The 20540-nt window shown below is 66.9% G+C and carries 26 protein-coding genes; 11 read left to right on the top strand and 15 right to left on the bottom strand.

Going from position 1 to position 20540, the window contains the following annotated elements; translation table 11 throughout:
* Positions 1-49 precede the first annotated feature (49 nt).
* The 3 genes from G6N20_RS06530 to G6N20_RS06520 form a co-directional block, all read right to left on the bottom strand.
* Positions 50-460 (bottom strand): lipoprotein LpqH, encoded by a 411-nt coding sequence (locus G6N20_RS06530; RefSeq protein WP_083049012.1) that lies wholly within the window; start codon positions 458-460, stop codon positions 50-52.
* A gap of 215 nt (positions 461-675) precedes the next feature.
* Positions 676-1134: an SRPBCC family protein gene (locus G6N20_RS06525; protein ID WP_142272060.1), complete on the bottom strand. Its 459-nt coding sequence runs from the start codon at positions 1132-1134 to the stop codon at positions 676-678.
* Between the two features lie 54 nt (positions 1135-1188).
* Complete coding sequence (locus G6N20_RS06520; RefSeq protein ID WP_083049117.1) at positions 1189-1605, bottom strand: transglycosylase family protein; 417 nt, start codon at positions 1603-1605, stop codon at positions 1189-1191.
* 493 nt (positions 1606-2098) lie between these two features.
* On the opposite strand from G6N20_RS06520, the gene G6N20_RS06515 reads away from it, so the two are divergent.
* On the top strand, positions 2099-2635 hold the full coding sequence (locus G6N20_RS06515; protein ID WP_232065448.1) for a hypothetical protein: 537 nt from the start codon (positions 2099-2101) through the stop codon (positions 2633-2635).
* Between the two features lie 41 nt (positions 2636-2676).
* On the opposite strand, the gene ag85B is transcribed toward G6N20_RS06515, so the two are convergent.
* Positions 2677-3654 carry a diacylglycerol acyltransferase/mycolyltransferase Ag85B gene (ag85B, locus tag G6N20_RS06510; protein ID WP_083049016.1) on the bottom strand — a complete coding sequence of 326 codons (978 nt, stop codon included), beginning with the start codon at positions 3652-3654 and terminating at the stop codon, positions 2677-2679.
* A 515-nt stretch (positions 3655-4169) separates the two neighbouring features.
* On the opposite strand from ag85B, the gene G6N20_RS06505 reads away from it, so the two are divergent.
* Positions 4170-5303, top strand: coding sequence for a DUF7159 family protein (locus tag G6N20_RS06505; protein ID WP_083049122.1), 1134 nt, complete (start codon positions 4170-4172; stop codon positions 5301-5303).
* A gap of 17 nt (positions 5304-5320) precedes the next feature.
* Here the strand turns inward: G6N20_RS06505 and G6N20_RS06500 are convergent, their stop codons facing one another.
* Positions 5321-5869, bottom strand: coding sequence for a YceI family protein (locus G6N20_RS06500; RefSeq protein WP_083049018.1), 549 nt, complete (start codon positions 5867-5869; stop codon positions 5321-5323).
* A gap of 582 nt (positions 5870-6451) precedes the next feature.
* On the opposite strand from G6N20_RS06500, the gene G6N20_RS06495 reads away from it, so the two are divergent.
* Genes G6N20_RS06495 through G6N20_RS06485 form a run of 3 tightly spaced genes read left to right on the top strand, consistent with a single transcriptional unit; the run spans position 6452 to position 7411 of the window.
* Positions 6452-6859 carry a hypothetical protein gene (locus G6N20_RS06495; protein ID WP_083049125.1) on the top strand — a complete coding sequence of 136 codons (408 nt, stop codon included), beginning with the start codon at positions 6452-6454 and terminating at the stop codon, positions 6857-6859.
* 11 nt (positions 6860-6870) lie between these two features.
* Positions 6871-7182 carry a hypothetical protein gene (locus G6N20_RS06490; RefSeq protein WP_083049021.1) on the top strand — a complete coding sequence of 104 codons (312 nt, stop codon included), beginning with the start codon at positions 6871-6873 and terminating at the stop codon, positions 7180-7182.
* A gap of 10 nt (positions 7183-7192) precedes the next feature.
* Positions 7193-7411, top strand: a complete 219-nt coding sequence (locus tag G6N20_RS06485; protein WP_083049023.1) for an Rv1893 family protein — start codon at positions 7193-7195, stop codon at positions 7409-7411.
* A 56-nt stretch (positions 7412-7467) separates the two neighbouring features.
* On the opposite strand, the gene G6N20_RS06480 is transcribed toward G6N20_RS06485, so the two are convergent.
* Positions 7468-8598, bottom strand: a complete 1131-nt coding sequence (locus G6N20_RS06480; protein WP_083049026.1) for a nitronate monooxygenase — start codon at positions 8596-8598, stop codon at positions 7468-7470.
* 109 nt (positions 8599-8707) lie between these two features.
* Positions 8708-9166, bottom strand: coding sequence for a hypothetical protein (locus G6N20_RS06475; protein WP_083049127.1), 459 nt, complete (start codon positions 9164-9166; stop codon positions 8708-8710).
* A gap of 103 nt (positions 9167-9269) precedes the next feature.
* Here G6N20_RS06475 and G6N20_RS06470 point away from each other — a divergent pair, with 103 nt between their 5' ends.
* Together G6N20_RS06470 and G6N20_RS06465 are read left to right on the top strand one after the other, a co-directional pair.
* A complete protein-coding gene (locus G6N20_RS06470) occupies positions 9270-11201 on the top strand; it encodes a flavin-containing monooxygenase (RefSeq protein WP_083049029.1) in 1932 nt (643 codons plus the stop codon).
* Positions 11202-11211: 10 nt separating this feature from the next.
* Positions 11212-12237 carry a zinc-binding dehydrogenase gene (locus G6N20_RS06465; RefSeq protein WP_083049032.1) on the top strand — a complete coding sequence of 342 codons (1026 nt, stop codon included), beginning with the start codon at positions 11212-11214 and terminating at the stop codon, positions 12235-12237.
* Positions 12238-12316: 79 nt separating this feature from the next.
* On the opposite strand, the gene G6N20_RS06460 is transcribed toward G6N20_RS06465, so the two are convergent.
* Both G6N20_RS06460 and dtd read right to left on the bottom strand, forming a co-directional pair.
* Positions 12317-13228: a class I SAM-dependent methyltransferase gene (locus G6N20_RS06460; RefSeq protein WP_083049034.1), complete on the bottom strand. Its 912-nt coding sequence runs from the start codon at positions 13226-13228 to the stop codon at positions 12317-12319.
* A gap of 16 nt (positions 13229-13244) precedes the next feature.
* Positions 13245-13676: a D-aminoacyl-tRNA deacylase gene (dtd, locus tag G6N20_RS06455; protein WP_083049036.1), complete on the bottom strand. Its 432-nt coding sequence runs from the start codon at positions 13674-13676 to the stop codon at positions 13245-13247.
* Positions 13677-13708: 32 nt separating this feature from the next.
* Between dtd and G6N20_RS06450 the strand changes: the two genes are divergently transcribed.
* Positions 13709-14014 (top strand): MTH1187 family thiamine-binding protein, encoded by a 306-nt coding sequence (locus tag G6N20_RS06450; protein WP_083049038.1) that lies wholly within the window; start codon positions 13709-13711, stop codon positions 14012-14014.
* Here G6N20_RS06450 and G6N20_RS06445 read toward each other — a convergent pair.
* From G6N20_RS06445 to G6N20_RS06425, 5 genes are all read right to left on the bottom strand, one after another.
* Positions 14011-14505: a macro domain-containing protein gene (locus tag G6N20_RS06445; RefSeq protein WP_083049129.1), complete on the bottom strand. Its 495-nt coding sequence runs from the start codon at positions 14503-14505 to the stop codon at positions 14011-14013. The two genes, G6N20_RS06450 and G6N20_RS06445, sit on opposite strands and share 4 nt — an antisense overlap.
* A gap of 37 nt (positions 14506-14542) precedes the next feature.
* Positions 14543-14911: a DUF5615 family PIN-like protein gene (locus G6N20_RS06440; RefSeq protein WP_083049039.1), complete on the bottom strand. Its 369-nt coding sequence runs from the start codon at positions 14909-14911 to the stop codon at positions 14543-14545.
* Positions 14908-15321 (bottom strand): hypothetical protein, encoded by a 414-nt coding sequence (locus G6N20_RS06435; RefSeq protein ID WP_142272061.1) that lies wholly within the window; start codon positions 15319-15321, stop codon positions 14908-14910. The genes G6N20_RS06440 and G6N20_RS06435 overlap by 4 nt, the downstream gene beginning before the upstream one ends.
* Before the next feature lie 130 nt (positions 15322-15451).
* On the bottom strand, positions 15452-15769 hold the full coding sequence (locus G6N20_RS06430; protein ID WP_158084762.1) for a hypothetical protein: 318 nt from the start codon (positions 15767-15769) through the stop codon (positions 15452-15454).
* A 53-nt stretch (positions 15770-15822) separates the two neighbouring features.
* Positions 15823-17205, bottom strand: a complete 1383-nt coding sequence (locus tag G6N20_RS06425; RefSeq protein WP_083049046.1) for an adenylate/guanylate cyclase domain-containing protein — start codon at positions 17203-17205, stop codon at positions 15823-15825.
* 34 nt (positions 17206-17239) lie between these two features.
* Here G6N20_RS06425 and G6N20_RS06420 point away from each other — a divergent pair, with 34 nt between their 5' ends.
* The 3 genes from G6N20_RS06420 to G6N20_RS06410 are packed head-to-tail and all read left to right on the top strand — an operon-like array spanning position 17240 to position 19244.
* Complete coding sequence (locus tag G6N20_RS06420; protein ID WP_456320131.1) at positions 17240-18526, top strand: competence/damage-inducible protein A; 1287 nt, start codon at positions 17240-17242, stop codon at positions 18524-18526.
* A 36-nt stretch (positions 18527-18562) separates the two neighbouring features.
* Complete coding sequence (locus G6N20_RS06415; RefSeq protein ID WP_083049052.1) at positions 18563-18820, top strand: ribbon-helix-helix domain-containing protein; 258 nt, start codon at positions 18563-18565, stop codon at positions 18818-18820.
* Positions 18807-19244, top strand: a complete 438-nt coding sequence (locus tag G6N20_RS06410; RefSeq protein ID WP_083049054.1) for a type II toxin-antitoxin system VapC family toxin — start codon at positions 18807-18809, stop codon at positions 19242-19244. Before G6N20_RS06415 ends, G6N20_RS06410 begins: the two co-directional genes overlap by 14 nt.
* Before the next feature lie 29 nt (positions 19245-19273).
* Here the strand turns inward: G6N20_RS06410 and G6N20_RS06405 are convergent, their stop codons facing one another.
* Complete coding sequence (locus tag G6N20_RS06405; RefSeq protein WP_142272062.1) at positions 19274-20536, bottom strand: MFS transporter; 1263 nt, start codon at positions 20534-20536, stop codon at positions 19274-19276.
* Positions 20537-20540: the final 4 nt, after the last annotated feature.

The following is a 20540-nucleotide window of genomic DNA, read 5'->3' as shown; positions in this document are numbered from 1 at the left end:
TGCTCAAGACTAGGCCCGAGACGCGGGATGCGGATCGGCGTCGGGCGCATCAGCACTCGGCGACGATTGTGAAGTCCGTTGTCACCACCTTGTTGGGATTGCTGTTGCTGATGCCGTAGGCGCTGCCGGTGATCGTGTACTTGCCGCGGGCCAGCTCGACATGGATCTCGCCCACCCCGCCCTCCCAGGCGCTGCCGTTGAACCCGGCGACGTTGCGGATCTTGACCCACTGAGGGATCACCCGGTCACCGCTGTACAGCACGACCGCTTGAACGTGGCCGCCCTGGTCACGGATGTCGAGGGTCCGATACGACCGCTCCTGACTGCACGCAGCGGGTCGCGTCGTGTGGGTGTCGCCGTCAACGGTCACCCGCGCGGCTTTCCGGGGCACGGTCTTGGCCTGGGCACATCCCGAGACGCCGGCGGCGACCACCACCGCGACCCCAACCACGGCGACCATCCGGTTCCCCACCAGCCACCTCCCACGTCGGGCCCGAGCATCGTGCACCAAACATTACTGCCGTTTGGGGTCCTGCGCGGCCCAGGGATGAGGCGATACGACGTCAGCATGAACTCCGGCCCGATGCAGTGCGAGCGCCGCATCGGTGCAGCGTTGTCCGTCACGCCCACGCCGGTGATGACTACCGATTTCATGGGATCCGGTCAAAGCGCCGCTCAGCCCGCCTCGACAACCTCTTTGATCCGCTCCAACGTCTTCTTCATGTCCCGAATGTTGTTGCGTTGGCGTAGCCAGCCACCGAAAACCCAGTAGTACACGGTGGTGAACAACGACCGGGTGAGCCGGAATGACTCGGTGACGTCGGTGCCGTCACCCGCGGGCGTCAGCCGGTAGTGCCAGTTGTTCACCGGCCTGTCCCCGACCATCACAGCAAACCCGAACTCGCGGCCCGGCTGACACGCGGTCACCCGGCACGTCGTCCAATACACCGGCCCGATCCCGTTTCGCCGGACATGCCCGCGGAAGCGAGCACCGAGCGCCGGGCCGGTGGCACCGTCGAGCCATTCGGCTTCGAAGGTTTCCGGTGAGAATCGTCCGGTGTTACGAATATCCGCGATCAGATCCCAGATTTTGTCCGCTGGAGCCGCCATGTGAACCGTTGCCGAACCCTCCATAGCAGGATCCAAACATGTTCACGGTAACGAAACCAGACCAACCGCCGATATACATTATTTGGGCGCGAATATCGAGATGATCTGGACGACGGTCTGCTCCAATTGACGCACCGGCTTGGGCAACGCCACGGGCACCGGCGGCAGGCCGCCGGCGCTGGCGCACTTGGGCCACGCAGCCGGTCCCTGGGAGGCCAATACCCGGTTGGCCACTGCGATTTGTTCCTGCTTAGAGGCGGTTGCGGGGTTTCCCACGCCGCCGTGCTCCTCCCACGTGGTCTGCTTGAACTGCAACCCGCCATAGTGCCCATTGCCGGTGTTGGCCGTCCAGTCTCCGCCCGACTCGCACTGCGCGACGGCGTCCCAGTTCATGCCACCGTGGGCGTGTGAAACACCGGTGGAGAGCGTCATCGCCACGGCGACGAATCCGGCGGCCGTGGTGATCTTGATGAGGGGCTTTCTGATGTGCGTCATGCCCGGCATTTCGCCGGGAGTGGTCAAAGCGTTACCGATCAGAAAAAGTTGTGAGATCGGTTATCTACCGCTTCGAGATTGGCGCAAACGGCGTTCAGCCGAGCCCGGCACGCCGGCGCGGGTGCCGGGCGGTGCCGCCGACGCGCACCGGCGGGAACCCGTTGACACAGGTTGTCGCCGCGGCGCGGTGGCATCGGTCGCACCGCACGGGCGGTCGCTCGGCGGGCGCGCCCGCCGAGCGCAGCAAACTCCGACCGGGCGCGATCTGAGACAAAATCTTAGTGTTCAGGGCCGGAGACAGGTCGACAACCAAGGTATCCTCGGCTGAGAACTTACAGGCACACAGTACGGAAGTTGCGTGCACGGTGCGCAGCACCACGATGGTCCACCAACACGGCATGCATGGCCTTATCGCCGATCCCGCCGGACATGCGGGCACCGGCCGATGACCCGACCCGATGATGAATGGTTGCGCCCACGGTGGGCTCGGCCCGTGATCGCTGCCATGCTGGCCGTCTCACTGCTGTTCGCTGGAGCATTCCTGGCGGTGGCAAGGTTTCATTCGTCGCCATCCGACGTTCTTGACCACCCGGCCAACCCGGTCTCCGACGATGCGACCCGGGCTCTAGTCGTCGAGGCGGCCAAACACGTCGTCACCGTCGCCGGCCTGCAGACGACGACCGCCGGTTACCTGTTGATGTCGTGCAAGAACCGCGACGATCCGCCGTATCAGGGCGCGGTCTACCTGACCTTCGTGCTGCCCGCCGGTGCGCGCGCCGACACCTACTTTCGGACGGCTGCGGCGGCGCTGACCACGCACGGCTGGACGGAGGGCCTGCCGCCCAGTGACCAGGTGTTCGGAAAAACCCTGTCCAAGGGCGGCGTGACCGCAATCCTCCACCGCCACGACGCGGACACCGGCATGGGCGTCCTGCGCCTCTATGGGCAGTGTCGGAACATCACCGATCACCGCCGGGACCCGACCGGGTGGATCGACATCACCGGCGAGTTGACCCTTACGGTTCGCTGAACGCCCGCCAAACCACTACCGGGCTTGACGATCTGGTGAGATCAGCGCGCCCCCAAGGAGCCCTGCAGGTCACCCTTCATCGCGTTGAGCTGTGCACCCCAGTACTCCCAGCTGTGGGTGCCGTTGGGTGGGAAGTTGAACACGGCGTTGTGCCCGCCCGCGGCGTTGTAGGCATCCTGGAACTTGATGTTGCTGCTGCGAACGAAGTTCTCCAGGAACTCGGCGGGGATGTTGGCTCCGCCCAACTCCGTCGGGGTGCCGTTGCCGCAGTAGACCCACAGACGGGTGTTGTTGGCCACCAGCAAGGGGATCTGAACCGTCGGGTCGTTGCGCTGCCACGCCGGATCGCTCGAGGGGCCCCACATATCAGCGGCCTTGTAGCCGCCGGCGTCACCCATCGCCAGCCCGATCAGCGTGGGCCCCATGCCGCTGGAGGGGTCCATCAGGGCCGATAGCGAACCTGCGTAGATGAACTGCTGGGGGTGGTACGCGGCCAAGATGAGGGCCGACGAGCCGGCCATCGAGAGGCCGACTGCGGCGCTGCCGGTGGGCTTGACACCCCGGTTGGCCGACAGCCACTGCGGCAGCTCGCTGGTCAGAAACGTCTCCCACTTGTAGGTCGAGCAGCCCGCCTTGCCGCAGGCCGGGCTGTACCAGTCGCTGTAGAAGCTGGACTGGCCACCCACGGGCATGACGATCGACAGGCCCGACTGGTAGTACCACTCGAATGCGGGGGTGTTGATGTCCCAGCCGTTGTAGTCGTCCTGCGCGCGCAGGCCGTCGAGCAGGTACACCGCGGGCGAGTTGTCCCCGCCGCTCTGGAACTGGACCTTGATGCTGCGGCCCATTGCGGCCGACGGCACCTGCAGATACTCCACCGGCAGACCTGGCCGGGAGAACGCTCCCGCGGTCGCCGCTCCACCGGCGAGTCCGACCAGGCCCGGCAGGGTAACGGCCGCAGCCGCGCCGACCAGGAGTCGGCGTCCCCAGGCCCGCATCTTCCCGCTCACGTCTGTCATACCTGTGCCCCTTGTCGTTATCTCGTCGTGCTCCCGGCAGAACATACCGTGTGAATAGGCCAAATGTCGATTTGGACGCAAATTCATTTCAGTTCTGTATCGGTTGCCACCGGGAATACAGCAACTGTGCTAGGTGGGCCGGGACGGTGTTACGGCATCCTATATAACCCGCTCGCCGCCCGGATAAACAGCCGACACGCAGGCAGTTGTGGGGAGTTTACCCGCGCTGCCCGACCCGGGCGCCGGGCACCCACCCGCGGTAGTAGCGGCGCGGGTCGCGCCCCGCCGTGCACGCCGGGGCGATTTGCCGCGCTACCTGTCGGTTTCCTGGTGGTTTCCACACCCGGGAAGCCGGACTTGCGTCGACCGCGTAGGCTCGCTCGAAGCAAGCCGACGCAAGACCACGCTATCGCGGTCCGTTCCGGCGCCCATGCACCATCGCACCCGAGTCTTCCCGGGTGTGCGATGGCGCTGGCCGAGGTGTCGGAGGTCGGGGAACGATTGAGGTGCGCAATTTGGATACGGTACTGGGGCTATCGGTGACGCCGACCGCCGTCGGGTGGGTCCTTGCCGAGGGGCACGGCGCAGACGGCAGCATCGTGAGCCATCACCAGATGAAACTGCACGCCGGCGCCGGCGTGCCCGCCCTCAACGCCGCGGCACGGGTGGCAGCCGAAGTGTCGCGCGCTAGCCAACTGGCCACCGCGGATAATCGCCGTCTGCGCGTCATCGGCGTGACCTGGAACGACGACGCGTCGGCACAGGCCGCCCTGTTACTGGAGGCGTTGACCGACGCGGGTTTTGACAACGTGGTGCCGGTTCGGTTGCTCGATGCCGTCGAGACACTGGCCCGGGCCGTCGCACCCATCATCGGCTACGAGCAAACCGCGGTGTGCATTCTCGAACACGAGTGGGCGACCGTCGTGATGGTGGACATCCGCGACCATCGGACACAGTCGGCCGTCAAGCAGGTGCGTGGCGGCTTCGACGGGCTGACATCCTGGCTGACCGGAATGTTTGACCGCAGCGGATGGCGACCGGCCGGCGTGGTTGTCGTCGGCTCCGACAATGCCGTCAGCGAATTCTCGCGGCAGCTGGAAAAGGTCCTCCCGGTACCGGTTTTCGCGCAAAGCATGGCGCAGGTGACGGTGGCGCGGGGCGCGGCCCTCGCGGCGGCTCGCAGCACCGAGTTCACCGACGCGGGTCTGGTGGCCGAATCCGAGGAGCCCGTCGCCGTGCCCACGCGGCCTCACCGGCGGTCCTACGTCGGGGCAGCGGCCACCTTGGCCGCCGCCGCGGTCACCTTCGTGGCGTCGGTATCGCTGGCGGTGGGGCTGCGGTTGGTGCCCGACGAAGATCGCACTGCTGCACACACGGTGTCCAAGTCGGTTCCTCCCGTCGCCGAAGCCGTGGCCATCCCATCGCCCGCACCGGCCGGTTCGGTCGCCCCGGCCGCTCCGCAACCCCCACCGCAGCAGGAACCGGTCCGCCTGACTGGCGGTGAACGGGCCGCCGGGTCCACGCCCGAGGAGCGGCCCGACCCCGCCGCGCCCCGCCCGGATGCCAACGGTGGGCCACTTCACTTGACCAGGGTGCTGGAGCACATTCCCGGTACGTACGGCGATTCGGCGACGCAACCACCCGAATAGGTCATCACCCGGGTGAATCAGCCGTCCTTGGCCCGCACCGCGGCGAAGGACACCGTCACCTCGTCGGCCACCCGCAGCGAGCCCATCAGCAGCGAGTGGGGCTTGACGCCGTAATCGGACTGGCGCACGACGGATTCCACCGACATGCGCCAGCGGCCACCGAGATCGTCTGTGCGTAAGTCGATCACGTGCGCACGCGACTTTCCCCGGATGTCCAATGTTCCCGATAGACGGTAGCCTTCCCCGGTCTTTACTATCGCCTCGGCGGTGAAACGGATCTGGGGAAAGCGCCCGGCGTCGAGCGACCTCATCGCGGTCGACCGCACCAGCGCCTTCTCCGGCCCCGACAAGGCTTTGACACCGCCTTCACCGCGCAGCACCTCGAACGAATTCACCTCAACCACAAGCTCTGCGGTATCGGGCTCACCCGCCGCCCAGCGCACCGTGGCCTGCCACCGTGTCATCGCGATGGTCAGTCGATGGCCCATGCGCGCGGCCCGGCCGGTGACGCCGGTGCGAACGGTCAACTCGCCGTCGGATGGCTCCAGGGTCCAGGTGTCGGTCACAGACCGACTGTAATCACAGCGTTAAAACGGTGCGGTACCGTGACACGACGCGCCGGGCGCTGCTGATTGCCGGGCGTGGCGGCGTAGCCATTTGACCCCGCGGTCACGGCTTCTGGCGACCCGGTGCGCAAGGTGACGTTTCCTGTTTTCTCTCCCGCCTCACGCATTCCGGCACGGCAGGGATATGCGATGTGCCCGCCTAACAGCGACAACCGTGGCTGTCGCTCGAAGGCGGGCACTTTGCATATCGGCCAGTACCGGGTACACGTGGGGCAGATGAGCAAGGTGCGACACCTGGAGCGGCCGGTCAGAACGCCCAGATGCCTACCGGCGCGGATGTAAACGTAGCTGGAAGTCAGCTGGTTTGCTGGTTTGAGAGCCAGGGTTTCAGCAATCTTGAGCTCGAGCTGGTCTCGGCGGCAACGACGGGGACCGGCGTTCTCATGCGCGCGTACCGGCCGATCAACGGCTCGGCCGGATGATCGGCCGCAAGCCTTTCGCGCCCGCGCGACACCACCTTGTGGGTCCCGCCACAATCGTTATGCTGTGCTGAAGCTCGCCGGTGTGTTGGAGAGGTGGTGCATGTTTCGCGAACTGCTCGTAGCCGCTGCGATCACGGGTGCCACGATCGGTGCGGCCCCGGTTGCCGGCGCCGACAACGGGCACTACGAAGGCGACGTGCCGGGGATGAACTACGACGCTTCGCTGGGCGCGCCCTGCTCCAGCTGGGAGCGGTTCATCTTCGGGCGGGGCCCCAGCGGCCAGGCCGAGGCCTGCCACTTCCCGCCCCCTAACCAGTTCCCGCCGGCCGACACCGGCTATTGGGTCATCTCCTACCCGCTGTACGGAGTCCAGCAGGTGGGCGCCAAATGTCCGGGGCCGCAAGCGGCGGCACAAAGCCCCGATGGCCTGCCGATGCTCTGCCTGGGCGCTCAAGGTTGGCAGCCTGGCTGGTTCACCGGGGCGGGTTTCTTCCCGCCCGAGCCGTAGTCGGTCGCACCATGCGCGACGGTCAGCCCAACACATCACCGGTCCCGCGGTGGCTGCGCTTCGTGCTGGCGTCTGACCGGACCGGATCCGCCTGGTATGTCGGGGCCGGCTTTTTCTTCGCGCCGGTGCTGGCGGTGTTGTCGCCATGGCCCACCGCCACCGCGGTGCTGTGGTGGGTCATCGCGCTGGCGGGCCTGTGGCTCGGTCTGCTGGGCATCGCGATGGCCGCCGGGCTGGCACGGGTGTTACGCTCCGGCGCCGAAATACCGGAAGCCTACTGGCGCACGCTGGTCGACTACCGATCCGTATCCGCCAACGAATAGGAGACTTTTGATGGGCTTCAATCCCAAAGATGCGGTCGACGCGGTCAAAGACATCGCGGCCAACGCCGTCGAAAAGGCCTCGGACATTGTCGAAAACGCCGGCCACATCATCCGCGGCGACATCGCCGGCGGGGCCAGCGCCATCGTCAGGGATTCCATCGACATTGCCACCCACGCCGTCGACCGGACCAAAGAAGTGTTCACCGGCAAGGCCGAGGAAGAGGAATAGTCAGATAACAGCCAGCGTCCTCGGACGCCGACGGGCACAACACTTCTCGTTTACCGTCACACCGACGCGGCGGCATTCAGCTCGTCCAGCCTGGTGGTCGCCTCCAGGTACTCCTGCACCCACCGCTGTATGACGGCCGCCGTCTTCTCCACCTTGGTGAGCTGTCCGACAACCTGCCCGACCGGGTTGAACGCGACGTCGACGGTCTCGTTGGGGTACTTGTGCGTGGCCTTGACGGCCATGCCGGAGACCATGTACTGCAACGGCATGCCCAGCGGCTTGGGGCTGTCGGGTTGCTCCCAGGCCTCGGTCCAGTCGTTGCGCAGCATCCGGGCCGGCTTGCCGGTGAACGACCGGCTACGGACGGTGTCGCGGCTGGTCGCCTTGGCGTATGCCGCCTGCTGAACCGGGGTGTTTCCGGCTTCCTCCACCATCAGCCACTGGGAGCCGGTCCACGCCCCTTGGGCCCCCAGCGCCAGCGCCGCGGCGATCTGCTGGCCACTGGCGATACCACCCGCTGCCAGCACCGGCAGCGGGGCCACTTCCTTGACGACCTGTGGCCACAACACGATCGAGCCCACCTCGCCGCAGTGCCCGCCGGCCTCGCCGCCCTGGGCGACGATGATGTCGACGCCGGCGTCGGCGTGCTTGCGGGCCTGCGAGGGGGAGCCGCACAACGCAGCCACCGTGCGACCGGATTCGTGAATGTGCCTGATCATCTCCACCGGTGGGGTGCCGAGCGCGTTGGCGACCATCGTCATCTTCGGGTGCTGCAGCGCCACATCGACCTGCGGGGTGGCCGTCGCCTCCGTCCAGCCGAGCAGCTGCAGGCTGTCCTGGTCGCTGTCCTCGATGGGAACGCCGTGGTCGGTCAGGATCTTGCGGGCGAACTCCAGATGCTCCTTGGGCACCATCGACCGCAACCTCTCGGCGAGCTCCTCGGCCGAGAGCTGCGCGTCCATGCCCTCGTACTTGTTCGGGATCACGATGTCGACGCCATAGGGATGGTCACCGATGTGCTCGTCGATCCAGCGGAGTTCGACCTCCAGCTGCTCGGGGGTGAAGCCAACGGCGCCCAGCACGCCGAAACCGCCGGCCTTGCTCACCGCGACGACGACATCGCGGCAGTGGGTGAACGCAAAGATGGGAAACTCGATACCGAGTTCGTCGCAGATGGCGGTGTGCATGCCTGCTCCTGGGCGCTGACCGATACCAGTGAAACTGAAACGTGTTCTAGTTTAGTACCGATGCCGGTGGCCCGGCCAGCCAGGTACCCCTCGTGGTAACTACGGCCCGTCAGCTCGCCAGGGCGTAGGTCACCCACAGGATGACGAACGCGGCCATGCAGCCGGTGCCGAGGAGGTGATCCCGGCAGATGGCCCGCGCCAGGCGGCTCTGCTGAGCCGCGTCGTCGACGCGGTTTCCCAGTCGCACCGCGCAGGGGACCGTGTGTACCCACGCCAACCCCACCGGGATACCGGCCAGACCGGCCGAGGCCAGCAGCAACCAACCCGGGTCGTGACCCCTGGCTGCCTGAAATCCCAACGCGGCCAACACAATCACCATGACCAGAGCGATCAGCCGGCCCATCGGGCGCGAGGTGGTCGTCGCGCGATGGTAGTAACCCGCGATGGACGCCAGCACCGGCTCGGGGAGCTCCGCACCCCGGTGGCCGAGGACCTGCAGGTCGAACATCAAATCCATCCACAAGACGGCCAGCAGGAACCCGCTGCCGGCCGTCAGTAACGGGGCCACGGCGCTCATCCACCTCCGTCCGCAACAGGGTAGCGTAACGGGCGCGCAATTACGCACCTACCCGTAGCGTAATTGTCCCGGGTCCACCGAGAGGATCGGCTCGATGCGCAGCCTGTACGCCGGCCTGCCCTTCACCACGTCCACGCCGGAGATCGCCGCCGCGCTGGAAGACGTCAGCGTCCCGACGCTGCTGCTGTCGCTGGTGCACATCACCGGCGACCCCCGTTTCATCCACGACTTCAAGCCCATGGGCCTGTTCCTCAACGAGGTCCAGGGGTTCATGTCCGAAGCGGACCAGGCCCGCGCCCGCGCCGAAGCGCTACCGGTGATCGTCGACTACCGCGACCGCGGCTGCCCCGAGCCGCAGCCACTGGGCATCGACCTGGTCAGGGACATGATGGACTGGGCGGCCTGCGAACACGTTCCCGACGACTATCTACCCCTGCTGTTAGAAGAAATGGACCTGGAAGGAGTGGACCCCCGCCGCCCGGCGGCCCTGCCGACGGCAAGCACGGCGGAGATGCCGGTCCTGGTAATCGGGTGTGGCGAATCCGGCATCCTGGCCGGAATCCGCCTCAAGCAGGCCAACATTCCGTTCACCATCGTGGAGAAGAACGCCGGACCCGGCGGAACATGGTGGGAGAACCGCTATCCCGGCGCCCGCGTCAACGTGGCAAACCATTTCTATTGCTACAGCTTCGAACCCAACACCGACTGGACACACTTCTTCGCCGAGCAGTCCGAGCTGCGGGACTACTTCACCCGGGTGATGACCAAACACGCTCTGGCTGACCATGTTCGGTGGCGCACCGAGGCCCTCTCGGCCGACTGGGACGACGACGACGGCGTCTGGCGCGTTGCGCTGCGCTCGGCCGACGGCACGCTGAACACCCTGGGGGCGCGAGCCGTCATCACCGCGGTCGGCCAGCTGAATCGACCGCATATCCCCAAATTCGACGGCGCCGACACCTTCGAGGGGCCATCGTTTCACTCCGCGGCCTGGGATCACTCCGTCGACCTGACCGGCAAACGCGTCGCCCTGATCGGGGCCGGCGCCAGTGGCTTTCAGATCGCACCCGCGATCGCCGGCGACGTCGAGCGTCTCACCGTGTTCCAGCGCACCGCCCAGTGGATGTTCCCCAATGCCATGTATCACAACCGAGTCGGAGACGGCGTGCGCTGGGCGATGCGCCACCTGCCGTTCTACGGCAGGTGGTACCGCTTCCTGCTGCTGTGGCCGGGCGCCGACAAGGGACTCGACGCCGCCCGCGCCGACCCGAATTACACCGACCAGGACTATGCCGTCAGCGACATCAACGCCGCCGCCCGGATGATGTTCACCCAATGGATCGAAAGCCAGGTCGGCGACGACCACGACCTGTTGGCCAAGGTCATGCCCGACTATCCCGCCACCGGAAAACGGACTTTGCAGGACAACGGAAGCTGGTTGCACACGCTGCGGCGCGACAACGTCGAGCTGGTGCGCACCCCGATCCGAAAGATCACCCCGCACGCCGTCGTCACCGACGACGGCGTGGCCCACCCTGTCGACATCATCATCTACGCCACGGGGTTTCGGCACACCGATGTGCTCTGGCCACTAAAAATCACTGGCCGCAACGGAATTGACCTGCACGGCATGTGGGGACGCCGACCCCACGCCCATCTCGGCATCACGGTTCCGGGCTTCCCGAACCTGTTCCTCATTTACGGGCCGGGCACCCACCTGGCACACGGCGGCAGCCTGATCTTCCATTCCGAACTGCAGATGCGCTACATCAACCTGTGTCTGCAGCGCCTCGCACAACCGGACGTCCATTCGTTGGAGCCGACGGCCGAGGCGGCCACCGCATGGCATCAACGCACGCAGGCCGAAATCAAGAAGATGGTGTGGTCACATCCCGGGGTCAAACACTCCTATTTCAAAAACGCCGACGGCGAGATCCACACCGTCAGCCCCTGGCGGCTCAGCCAATACTGGGCCGCGGTGCGCCAACCCGACTGGTCCCAATTCGTTGTGCGACAACGAAAGTGAGCACGCCAACATGCGCGCCGTAGTCCTCGACGGGCCCGGCAGCATCCGGGTCGACACCCGTCCCGACCCGCAACTTTCCGGGCCCGATGACGTGATCGTCGCGGTGACCGCCGCCGGGATCTGCGGATCCGACCTGCATTTCTACGACGGTGAGTATCCGTTCGCCGAGTCGGTGGCGCTGGGCCACGAAGCGGTCGGCACCGTCGTCGAAGCCGGACCACAGGTGCGCACCGTCGGGGTCGGCGACCTGGTCATGGTGTCCTCGGTAGCCGGCTGCGGCAGCTGCCCGGGGTGCGCGACCCGGGATCCGGTCATGTGCTTCTCCGGCCCGCGGATTTTCGGCTCCGGCGCGCTCGGCGGCGCGCAGGCCGATCTGCTCGCCGTGCCGGCCGCCGACTTCCAGGTGCTCACGATCCCCGACGGAATCACCACCGAGCAGGCGCTGCTGCTCACCGATAACCTCGCCACCGGCTGGGCCGCGGCCCGGCGAGCCGACATTCCATTCGGCGGCACGGTGGCGGTGATCGGCCTGGGAGCGGTCGGCCTGTGCGCGCTGCGCAGCGCGGTGATGCAGGGCGCCGCAAAGGTTTTCGCCGTCGACCGAGTCGACGGGCGCCGCCAACGTGCCGCCGCGTGGGGCGCCACGGCACTCACCCCGCCGGCAACCGAAGCCATCCTCGCCGCGACCGGCGGCCGCGGCGCCGACTCGGTGATCGACGCCGTGGCAACCGACGCGTCGCTGACCGACGCGCTCACCGCGGTGCGGCCCGGCGGTACGGTATCGGTGGTCGGCGTGCACGATCTGAAGCCGTTTCCCTTGCCCGCCCTCAACTGCCTGTTGCGCAGCATCACGCTGCGCCTGACCACGGCACCGGTGCAGCGCACCTGGCCCGAGCTGATCCCGTTACTGTTATCCGGCCGGCTTGATGTCGACGGCATCTTCACCACCGCGCTGCCGCTGGACGACGCGGCCACAGGCTACGCGATCGCCGGGTCGAGGTCGGGCGACGACGTGAAGATCCTGCTGACGCCGTAGCAGCCGCTGGCCGATTGTGAATCTGACGACGCCACCTCGGCGTGTCGCGTCGCCAGATTCACAATCGCCGGCGATTGATTCACGCCTTGGTGGCCACTACGTACTGCGACCGCATGAAGCTGTCGATCTTGACGTCCACGACGGCCGGGGTTCTCCGGTAACCGGCCTGCAACTCGAGGGTGTTCCGGACGGGTTCGACAATCCATCCCTGCGTGGCCAACCACCCTGCGGGATCGGTCTTGTCGTCATAGGTGAGGGCGGTGAAATCCACGTCACCTGACATGTTGACCCCCGGGTGGTCGGCTTCCAGTGCCGCCAGCTGCTCGTGGTCAAGACGTGACCCCAGGGCGCCCGTGGCAAGCCGGCTGCCGGGCGCGCACAGCTCACCGATCCGGGTGAACAGGGCGTGCTGCGCGTCGCCGGTCAAATAGGGCAGCAGTCCCTCGACCGACCAGGCGCCGGGTCGTTGGGGATCAAAGCCGGCTGCTTTCAACGGGGTGGACCAGTCCGTGCGCAGATCGGCTGCGACCTCGATGCGGCGGGCTTTGGGCACAGCGCCGCGCTGGTGCAGCACGCGCGCCTTGAATTCCAGGACCTTCGGCAGGTCCACTTCGAAAACTGTTGTCCCGGAAGACCATTCGAGGCGATATGCCCGGCTGTCCAGGCCGGCGGCCACGATCACCGCCTGGTGTATGCCCGCGTCGCCGGCGGCGGAGAAGAAGTCGTCGAAGAACCGGGTTTGCACCCCGTAGAGACGCGGAAACGCGGTCTGGTCCACCGAGGTTGGCGGGTTGGCCAGCAGACCGGTGAGATACGGGTCCGCTGATGCGGCGACGAAGTCCTGAGCGTAGTCATCGACGACCAGCGGTTGTGGGCCGACCGCGTGCAGCGCGCGCCAGCCCGCCACCAACAGCGCGGTGTAGCCCACGCCGCTGACAATGTCCCATTGGTCGTCGTCGGAACGAAGCGATCCAAATTCAGGTCCGGTCATCGGCCGTCCTCTCTCGTCAAAGCTCCAGCATGACGGTCACCGGGCCGTCGTTGACCAGTTCGACCCGCATGTGCGCACCGAAGACACCGGATTCCACGTGTGCCCCCAACCCGCGCAACGCCTGCGCGAACGCCTCGACCAGCGGCTCGGCGACCGCGCCCGGCGCGGCCGCGTTCCACGACGGACGGCGGCCCTTGGCGGTGTCGGCATAGAGGGTGAACTGGCTGATCACCAAGACTGGGGCGTTGACGTCGGCGGCGCATTTCTCGTCGGCGAGAATGCGTAAATTCCAGAGCTTTTCGGCCAGCCGGTGCGCCTTTTCCACTCCGTCGCCGTGGGTGACCCCGACGAAGGCGAGCAGGCCCTGGCCATCCGGCCGGATGGCACCGACCTGCCGTCCGTCCACCGACACCGCCGCGGATGAGACCCGTTGCACCAGAACCCGCATGGGGATCGATGCTGCCATGCGACAGTAGATCAATGTCTGTGCTGGTCGCGTTTTCGGTCACCCCGTTGGGTGTGGGGGAAAGCGTCGGCGAGATCGTTGCCGACGCGGTTCGGGTGGTTCGTGATTCCGGTCTGCCCAACAAGACCGATTCGATGTTCACCGTGATCGAAGGTGACACCTGGGACGAGGTCATGACGGTGGTGCGACGCGCGGTGGAAGCCGTGGCCGCTCGGGCACCCCGAGTCAGCACGGTGATCAAGGTCGACTGGCGCGCCGGCGCCTGCGACGCGATGACGCAGAAAGTCGCCTCCGTGGAACGTCATCTCTCCGGGCGCTAGCGCTGCAGTGCGGCGGTAAACGCCCGCTCGGCCGCATCGCCGTGAACCGCGAACACCACGCGCTGCAGCGAGCCTGGTTGGTGCCGGCGAACCGCCTCGACCATCAGCCGGGCGGCATCCTCGAGCGGGAACCCGCCGACGCCGGTGCCGAACGCCACCAGCGCCAGCGAGCGGCAACCGAGTTCGTCGGCCTTGCGCAAGGTCGAGGCGGTGGCCCGGGTGATGATCTCGCCCGAGGTCGGACCGCCCAGCTCCATGGTTGCCGCGTGGATCACATACCGCGCCGGCAGGTCACCGGCCGTGGTCTCGACCGCCTCACCGAGTCCGATCGGCGCCTTCTCGTACGATTCGCGCTGCACGTCCGGGCCGCCCGCGCGAGAAATCGCCGCCGCCACGCCGCCGGCATGCCGAAGCTGGGTATTGGCCGCGTTGGTGATCGCGTCGACCTCAAGCTTGGTCACGTCAGCCTGCAGCACCTCTAACTCGATCATGGCCCCCATTCTCGCGCAGTCGGGGACGTCAGTGGCGCTATGTGCCTGGCAGTGGGCCGACCCAGCGTTCACTCCCAGCGATTCCGTCCGGGTGGGTGCGCAGTATGGCTTCGATCGCGGCGGCCAGGGCGGGCACAGCAGAACGGGTACGTGCGCGCGCCGACGGCAGCAGTATCAAGCCGGGGTGTGTTCGGCCCTGCGCGAGCCGCTCGGCCACCAGCGGGCGAAAATCCTTGATGTTGTTTGTGACCAATGCACGACCTTCGTCGCTGGCAACCTCGAGTACGGTCCGGTCGCTGCATCCGATCAGGTCGTCGCGATCGGCGACGGCGAGTACGCCATAACCGGCTTGGCGCAGCAACGCTGCGATGTGTGGGGAGAGCTGCTCGTCCAGTAGTGCCTTCACCCGCGCAGCGCCCGCTCGCCGGCCGCGATCGCGGCGAGCCCACGCTCATACTCGGCCTCATTGAGCTTGATCTCGGTGTCGATCTCGGCGCGATACTCGCCGTAATAGGCGACTGCCGCCTCCACCAGCCCGGCTGGGATCCGCAGGTACTCGGCGGCCTCGGTGATCGACCCCTCGTTGTCGCGGACCGTGGCGACGACCTCCCAGACGTCTAGCCCGCGTCCGATCAGGCTCGCCCGCCGCCCGCTCGGCCCGTCGAGAAACTGAATCAGCGGATGCGCATCGTGGCGCAGACCTTCCTCAACATAGCGCTGCGCCAGGGTGCGTTCAGGCATGTGAGCGCGACGCGCCCGCTCGCTAAGTCGCTGTCGCATCCCCGGAGCCAGTCGCAAGGTGTAATGATCGGTCACACCGTCACGATACAGCGTGTCACGCTGTGGCACACAATGCCGACGCGCACCGTCGAACCACCGTCGGCGGCTTCAGGTAGCGTGACGTGATCAACGAAAGTTCAGCGGCTCGGGGAGGCAGGCGGATGGCTCAACATCGTGCTCCAGTGCTGGTGCGAGCCGCATGACCGGCGGTGCGGGCGGGCCCGGCGGCCGGGGCGGCGCCGGAGGCCACGGCGGCGCCGGTGGCAAGGGCGGGGCAGGCGGTCGGGGCGGCCGCGGCGGTGACGGTGGCCCGGGTGGTCGCGGTGGGGACGGCGGCCGTGGCGGTGATGGCGGCATGGGTGGGGCGGCTGGCCCCGGCGGTCAGCCCGGCGAGGGTGGCGAGGGTGGCCCCGGCGGCGCACCCGGTCCCGGTGGTCAGCCAGGACAGCCCGGCCAACCCGGTCAACCCGGTCAACCCGGTCAACCCGGCACGCCCGGCACCGACGGCCAGCCCGACAACTAACCTGTCAGGGCCCGTTAGCGGCCCGAGCCGGCGGTCACGTCCGCGCGCTCGAGCGCGTACAGCCGCCAGTGGCCGGGCACCCCTTTGAGTTCGCGCTCGCCGCGGTCGGCGAACCGGTAGCGTGATCCGGCGACGATGTCGCGCACGGTCGAGGACACCAGCACCTCGCTGGGTGCCGCCAGCGCCGCGACGCGGGCGCCGATGTGCACCGTCATGCCGGCGACATCGTCCCCCACGGCGCCGCGTACTTCGACCTCGCCCGCATGGATGCCGACCCGCACCTCGATGCCCAGCACGCTGACCGCGTCGACGATCTCGCCGGCGCACGCGATCGCGGCACTCGGGCTGGTGAACGTGGCGACGAATCCGTCACCGGCGGTGTTGACCTCACGTCCGCCGAAGCGCTGGATTTCGTGGCGCACGATGTTGTCGTGGTTGTCCAGCAGGTCGCGCCACCGGTTGTCACCGAGCTCGGCCGCGCGTGCGGTCGAGCCGACGATGTCGGTGAACACGATCGTGGTCAGGACACGCTCGGTGACGGAGCCACCGCGCACCCCGGTGATGAACTCCTCGATTTCGTCGAGCATCGGCCCGGTGTCGCCGACCCAGTAGAGCACATCGGCGCCCGGTAGCTCGACCAAACGCGATCCCGCGATGTGCTCGGCGAGATAGCGACCGTGTCCGACGGGGATGTAGGTGGAGTCCACCCGGTGCACAATCAACGTCGGCGCTCTAATGCGTCCCAAGCTATCTCGAACATCGGCCTCGGCCACCACCTTTGAGACGGCACGGGCCAAGCTCGGCGGTCCGGCTCGGTTGCCTGCGAGATCCCACCAGGCCCGGAACGCGTTGTCCCGGGAGACGCTGGGAGCCACGAAGGCGAGCACGTCGAACCCCTGCTCGACGGCATCGGGCTCCAGCGCCACCGTCAGGAACGGGTGAGCTTGATGGGCCTTGGCGCCCACCGGGTAGTCGGGGGCCCACAGCGTGCGCGCCGAGCCGTTGATGACCACCAGGCCGCGGACCCGCTCGGGGTAATCGGCCGCAATGACAAGGCCGTTCATGGCGTGGAAGCTCGGCGCAAAGATCGTCGCCTGCTCACAACCGACCGCATCCATCACCGCGATCGCGTCCTCGGCCCAGAACTTGGGGCCCAGCATGGTCATCGCGGCCACCCGGGACGACAAACCGATCCCGCGATGGTCGAACCGAATCACCCTGCTGAACGATGCCAGCCGCCGGTGGAAGCGGTACAGCGACGGCTCATCGTCGATCGAGTCGATCGGCACGAACGGTCCCGGCAACACCAGCAGATCCGTGGGACCGTCACCCAGCACCTGGTAGGCGATGTCGATATCGCCGCACTTGGCGTAGCGAGTGCGCGGAGCGTGCGCCACGGCACCAGGCTAGTTCATGCGTAGGCTCATGGCAGTGAGCGCACGCGCGGGCATCGTGATCACCGGAACCGAAGTCTTGACCGGGCGGGTCCAAGACCGTAACGGTCCCTGGATCGCCGATCGACTCCTGGAGCTCGGTGTCGAGCTGGCGCACATCACCATCTGCGGTGATCGCCCCGCCGACATCGAGGCGCAGCTGCGCTTCATGGCGGAGCAGGGCGTGGACCTGATCATCACCAGCGGCGGCCTCGGGCCGACCGCCGACGACATCACCGTCGAGGTGGTCGCGCGTTTCTGCGGCCGCGACCTGGTGCTGGACGACGCGACCGAGCAGAAGATCGCCGACATCCTGCATTCCCTGATGGCGCGCAATCCCGGCCTCAAAACTGGCGTGGTTCCGGGCAATTTCGAGTCGATCCGCGCTGCCAACCGCAAGCAGGCCATGATCCCGGCCGGATCGCAGGTGATCGACCCGGTCGGCACCGCACCGGGTGTCGTGGTACCCGGAAAACCGGCCGTGATGGTGCTGCCCGGACCGCCGCGCGAGCTGCAACCGATGTGGCGGAAGGCCATTCAGACACCCGCGGTGCAGCGGGCGATCGCCGGCCGAACGATCTACCGGCAGGAGATCGTGCGGATGTTCGGGCTGCCCGAGTCGGGGTTGGCCCAGACACTGCGCGCGGCCGAAGCCGCCATCCCCGGTTTCGACGCGCTCGAGATCACCACCTGCTTGCGCCGCGGCGAGATCGAAATGGTGACCCGCTACGAGCCGGATGCCGCGGACACGTACGCGCGCCTGACCCGGCTGCTGCGCGACCGCCATGGCGAGCAGATCTACTCCGAAGACGGCTCACACGTCGATGATCTGGTCGCCCGATTGCTGGAGGGCCGCCGGATAGCGACCGCGGAATCCTGCACCGCGGGGTTGCTGGCGGCACGGCTAACCGAGCGGCCCGGGTCGTCTAATTACGTCGCGGGCGGTGTGGTGGCCTACTCCAACGAGGCTAAAACGCAGCTGCTCGGCGTCGACCCGGCACTGATCGCGGCGCACGGGGCGGTTTCCGAACCGGTGGCGCAGGCCATGGCTGCCGGCGCGCTGCAACGCTTCGGCGTCGACACCGCCATCGCAATCACCGGCATCGCCGGGCCCGGTGGGGGAACGACGGACAAGCCGGTGGGCACGGTCTGCTTCACGGTGATGCTGGGCGACGGCCGGACGGTCACGCGGACCCTGCGGCTTCCAGGGAACCGATCCGACATCCGGGAGCGCTCGACCACGGTGGCCATGCATCTGCTGCGGCGCGCCCTGAGTAGGCCCTAGCATCTTTATGTCTTTATGTGATGCTATGATGTCACAGTGCGCACGACGATCCGAATCGATGACGAGCTCTACCGCGAAGTGAAGATGCGGGCCGCTCGTTCGGGGCGCACCGTGGCGGCGGTCCTGGAAGACGCGGTGCGCCGTGGTCTCAACCCGTCTGACCAACGTGCTGGAGGTCGCTACACGCTCCGGGCGACCGGTAGCGGAGGGCTTCGACCCGGGGTGGATCTGTCGTCCAACGCCGCAATCGCCGAGGCAATGGACGAAGGCGCACCGGTCGATGCTTTGCGTTGACGTCAACGTTGTCGTGTATGCGCACCGGGCGGACCTTCCCGAACATTCGCACTATCGGCGGCTGCTTGAGCACCTGGCCAATGGCGACCAGCCGCTGGGCCTACCCGACCTGGCACTTGCCGGCTTCGTGCGGGTAATGACCAACCGCCGGATCTTCGCCGCGCCGACGAGCCCGACCGAGGCGTGGCGGGCGGTCGAGGGCTTGCTTGCTGCGCCCGCAGCCATGCAACTTCGGCCAGGACAGCGTCACTGGGGATTGTTTCGGCAGCTAGCTGACGACATCGACGCCCGCGGTAATGACATCGCCGACGCATATTTGGCCGCCTACGCGCTGGAGAACAATGCGACCTGGCTCAGCGCGGACCGCGGCTTCGCACGATTCAACCGACTGCGGTGGAGCCATCCGCTGGACCTCGACATCTGACGCCACGACGGCCACCGACGCCGCCGAGATCACGTCAATTTCCCTGGGAGCAAAGCACTTTCGGCGGTGCCGAAGCGGATTCCGGTGGCGTCCTTGCCAACCGCCGTCAGTGTTGCGACCGCGAGCAGCACCGGCACGGTCGTCGCGGCCAACGCGAAGGGATAGCCTTGGGATTCGGCCAGACGTTCCTGAATGGGCAGGTTGAACGCGGCCAGCAGGTTACCGAGCTGGTAGGTGACGCCGGGGTAGAAGCCGCGGATCGCGTCCGGCGACAGCTCGGTCAGATGCGCCGGGATCACCCCCCACGCGCCCTGCACACAGACCTGCATCAAGAACGAACCTAGGCACAACATCGCGGCGGTGCGGGAGTAGGAGAGCAGCGGCACGATCGGCAGTCCCAAGACCGCGCAAAAGACGATGGTGTAGCGGCGGCTGAAACGCTGTGACAGCGTGCCGAAGACCAGCCCGCCGATGATTGCGCCGACGTTGTAGCCCACCACGATCCATCTGGCGGTCACACTGTGCAGGCCGGCACCGTGGTCACTGGTCGCGGTCAGAAACGTCGGGTAGACATCCTGAGTACCGTGGCTCATCCAGTTGAAGGCGGTCATCAGCAGCATCAGGTAGCAAAACCGGCGGACAATCGCGCCGTCGCGCAACACGTCTCGGATGCTGGTCTTGGTGACCCTCAGGCGATCTTGTGCGGCTTCCCATACCTCGGATTCCTTCACCCGATATCGGATGATCAGGCTGATCACAGCCGGAACGATGGACAAGCCGAACAACCAGCGCCACGACAGGTTCAGCCAGTTCATCACCACCAGCGATGCCACCGTGGCCAGCAAATAGCCGACCGCGTAACCCTCCTGCAACAGCCCGGAGAAAAATCCCCGCCGCCCGCGGGGCACCTTCTCCATGGCCAGCGCGGCACCCAGCCCCCACTCACCGCCCATACCGATGCCGTACAGCAGTCGCAGGATCACCAACACGGTGAAGTTGGGGGCGAACGCACACAGAAACCCGACCGTCGAATAGAACGTCACGTCCACCATCAGCGGGACTCGCCGCCCCACCCGGTCGGCCCACAGCCCGAACAGCAGCGCTCCCACGGGCCGCATCGCCAGGGTAGCGGTGGTCAGGAAGGCGACTTCGGTCTTGGTGTGGTGGAAAGTCTTTGCGATGTCGGCGTAGACCACCACCACGAGGAAGTAGTCGAACGCGTCCATCGTCCAGCCCAAGAACGCCGCGAGGAACGAGTTTTTCTGGTCACTGGTCAACCGCTGTGTTGTCACGTCT

The sequence above is a fragment of the Mycobacterium shinjukuense genome, from assembly GCF_010730055.1.
GTDB classification, from domain to species: Bacteria; Actinomycetota; Actinomycetes; order Mycobacteriales; family Mycobacteriaceae; genus Mycobacterium; species Mycobacterium shinjukuense.
Note: the sequence above shows the minus strand (reverse complement) of the source record. Positions and strands in the feature narration are given on the sequence as shown.